This window comes from Nocardiopsis sp. NPDC055824 (assembly GCF_053616335.1).
Genome location: NZ_JBSHDN010000370.1, coordinates 1 through 2,900, shown reverse-complemented (window position 1 = coordinate 2,900; position 2,900 = coordinate 1). Strand labels below are relative to the sequence as shown.

Here is a 2,900-nt window from a genome sequence, read left to right as displayed (position 1 = left end):
CCGTCCGCACCGTGCTGCCCGGCACCCGCCCGGCGCCGGGCGGGTGCCGCTCCGCCCCGCCCTGGCCCCGCTCATCCCGGGGCGGTCCCGGCCGGCCCTCCGGCCGGTCCGGGCCGCCCCGGGACGGCCGTGGTCAGGCGCTGCCGGCCTCGAACTTCCAGGGCAGCGAGGCCCACATCTCCTCCCACTCCTGGGCGTCGACGGGGTCGACGGGGTCGACGGGCTCGGCGCCCGTGTCCGCGGCGGCGCCCTCCTGGGCGCCGCTCCCGTCCGACACCTGCTCCACGGCCGGGGCCGCCTCCTGGGCGGGCTCCTGGAGGAGGTCGCCGACCCTCTCCACGACCGCGCCGATCACGCCCTCCACCTGGACGGGATCCAGGCGGAGCTCCCCGGCGCAGTGGCCGACGGCACCGGTCTTGGCGTCCTCCTCGCCGTGGTTCCAGACGGTGGCGAGCAGCCGGTCGCGGTCCTCCGCGGTGAGCTGGTCCTTGGTCAGGGCCTGTTCCACGAACTCCCCTTCGGCCAGGGGCAGCCGGGCGCCGACCGGTTCGGTCGCGCCGGATCCGAAGTCCACGAACCGGTCGAGGACGCACTCCTCGACCCGGCGGGCCTCGGCGCCCTCGGGCAGTTCGGCCGCCACGGGAGTGTCGGCGGGCGTCTGCACCGGGGTCTCGTCCGAGCTCCCGGCGGGCTCCTGGCCGACAGCCTCCTGGGCTCCCCCGACCGGGGCCTCCTCGGACCCGGGCGCCTGCGGAGCGCCGGGGTCCGCGACCGGGGCGGCCTCCACCGCGCCGTCCGCCGGAGCCTCCTCGGCGGGGGCCCCCGCCTCTCCGGAGCTTTCGGCTTCCGTCGCGGGCGCCTGTTCGGCGGGATCCCCTGCCGCGGGTTCGACCTGCTGTGCGGCCTCCTCGGCGGGAGCCTCCTCGACGGGAGCTTCCTCCGCGGCGGCCTCCTCCGCGGGGGCCTCCTCGGCGGGCGCCTCCGCCGCCGGCGCCTCCTGCGGCTGCTCCTCGGCGGGAGCCTCGGGGACCCCCGCCGTCGGCGCCTCCGGCGAACCGGACTCCTCGGTCACGGATCCGGCCATCTCGAGCAGTTCACCGCGGTCCCACCGCTCCGGCTGGAGGTGGGTGGTGACGGCGACGCCCGGCCGCTCCAGCCAGAACAGGTCGCCCGTGGACTCCGACAGGTAGGCCTCGCGCCCGAAGCCCTCGCCAGCCGCGAGCCGCTCCAGGCCCTTGTCGGCCAGGTGGGTGTAGCGGCTCTCGCGGAGGTCGTCGAGTTCCTGCACCCGCTCCGAGCGGATCACCGAGACCCGGCCGTACAGCTGGTCGGGTCCCTGGACCCAGGAGATCTGCGACTGGCGGACGCCCTGCCGGTCGGTGGTGGAGGACGCGTGGATCCCGTACCGCTCCAGTCCCGGGGGCAGGTAGGCGATCTCGAAGCCGTCGAGGCTGTACGAGGACGTCCCCTGTCTGACCAGCGGCCAGCTCAGGCCTCCTCCGTCCCTCGCGTCCGCGGACGCGGCGGGGACACCGACCAGCCCCGACGTCGCGATGGCGGCGGCGCCGAACAGCGCGACCCACCCCGTGTGGTGCTTGCGCATGAGAGTTCCTTCCAATCGACTACTGAAGGTGATGATCTCAGGACTCTGGGTAGTTATGGGGGGACCCTGTGGTCAAAAATGACACATGAAGTAATCAAAGGGATGCACTGGGTGAGACGTGGTGTTGGGTGCCACTTCACCACCAGATGATGGGCCGCGGATCACCGAATGCTCTGCACACGGTCACCGCCCCGTCACCATGCGCGCTCACCCTGAGGAAGCAGTCGGCCTGTTCACGCTCACCTGGGAGGTCCGGTGCACCGCATCGGGATCGTCGTCGGAGCCGTTTCACTCTTCGTTGCAGTCAGTGCCAGCGCCTCGCCCGCAGCACCGGCCCTCGACCCCGCGGGGACGGGCAGCCGGAGCGTCGTCGAGGTCCAGCACGCATCCCCCACACGTCCTCTGATCGCCGTCTCCCACAGGGGAGCCGCCGGTCACGCCCCGGAGAACACGCTCGCCGCACTCGACGCGGCCGACGAGCTGGGGGCGGAGACGGTCGAGATCGACATCCAGCGCACGGCGGACAACCACATCGTGCTCCTGCACGACACCACGCTGGCCCGGACCACCAACGTCGAGTCGGTCTTCCCGGACCGGAGCCCGTACCTCGTCGGCGACTTCACCCTGAGGGAGATCAAGAGGCTCGACGCGGGGTCGTGGTTCGCGCCCTCCTTCACCGGGGAGCGGATCCCGACCTTCGACGAGGCGCTCGACCGGCTGGAGCGGCTGGACCTCAACCTCTTCCTGGAGGTCAAGGAACCGGCGCTCTACCCCGGCATCGAGCGGGCGGTCGCCGAGGAGCTGGCCGGGCGCCGGACCTGGCTGGAGCACAACCCGGCCTGGGAACCCCGCAAGCTCATCGTGCAGAGCTTCGACTGGGACTCGGTCCGCCGCTCCAAGTCCCTGCTGCCGTCCGTCCCGCACGCGCTCCTGGGACGGGTGCCCGAGGCGCGCATCGGCGAGTTCACCTGGGCACACATGATCAACCCCAACCACACCACCATCGACGCCGCCTACGTCCGGCGGGTCCAGGACGCGGGCCTGGAGATCATGCCCTACACCATCAACGACAGACAGCGCATGGACCACGTCCTCGGCCTCGGCGTCGACGGCTTCATCACCGACTTCCCCGACACGGGGCAGCGGGCGATCGCCGACTTCAACGGAGGGCGCGACGCCATCGACAGGGCCGCCACACCGGCGCCGGCACTCGTCCGCTACTGACCCTGGTGGCCGCGCCGCCGCCGATGGCATGATCGGTCCGGACCACACCGAACCCGCGCGCCGGGGGCGACCC

General features: G+C 72.8%; 2 protein-coding genes. One reads left to right on the top strand and one right to left on the bottom strand.

Annotation, left to right across the window (positions count from 1 at the left end; all coding sequences use genetic code 11):
* Window positions 1-133 precede the first annotated feature (133 nt).
* Window positions 134-1,603, bottom strand: coding sequence for a hypothetical protein (locus ACWGL3_RS31890; RefSeq protein WP_267946090.1), 1,470 nt, complete (start codon window positions 1,601-1,603; stop codon window positions 134-136).
* A 255-nt stretch (window positions 1,604-1,858) separates the two neighbouring features.
* On the opposite strand from ACWGL3_RS31890, the gene ACWGL3_RS31885 reads away from it, so the two are divergent.
* Window positions 1,859-2,827, top strand: a complete 969-nt coding sequence (locus ACWGL3_RS31885) for a glycerophosphodiester phosphodiesterase (RefSeq protein ID WP_267946089.1) — start codon at window positions 1,859-1,861, stop codon at window positions 2,825-2,827.
* The last annotated feature ends 73 nt before the right edge of the window (window positions 2,828-2,900 follow it).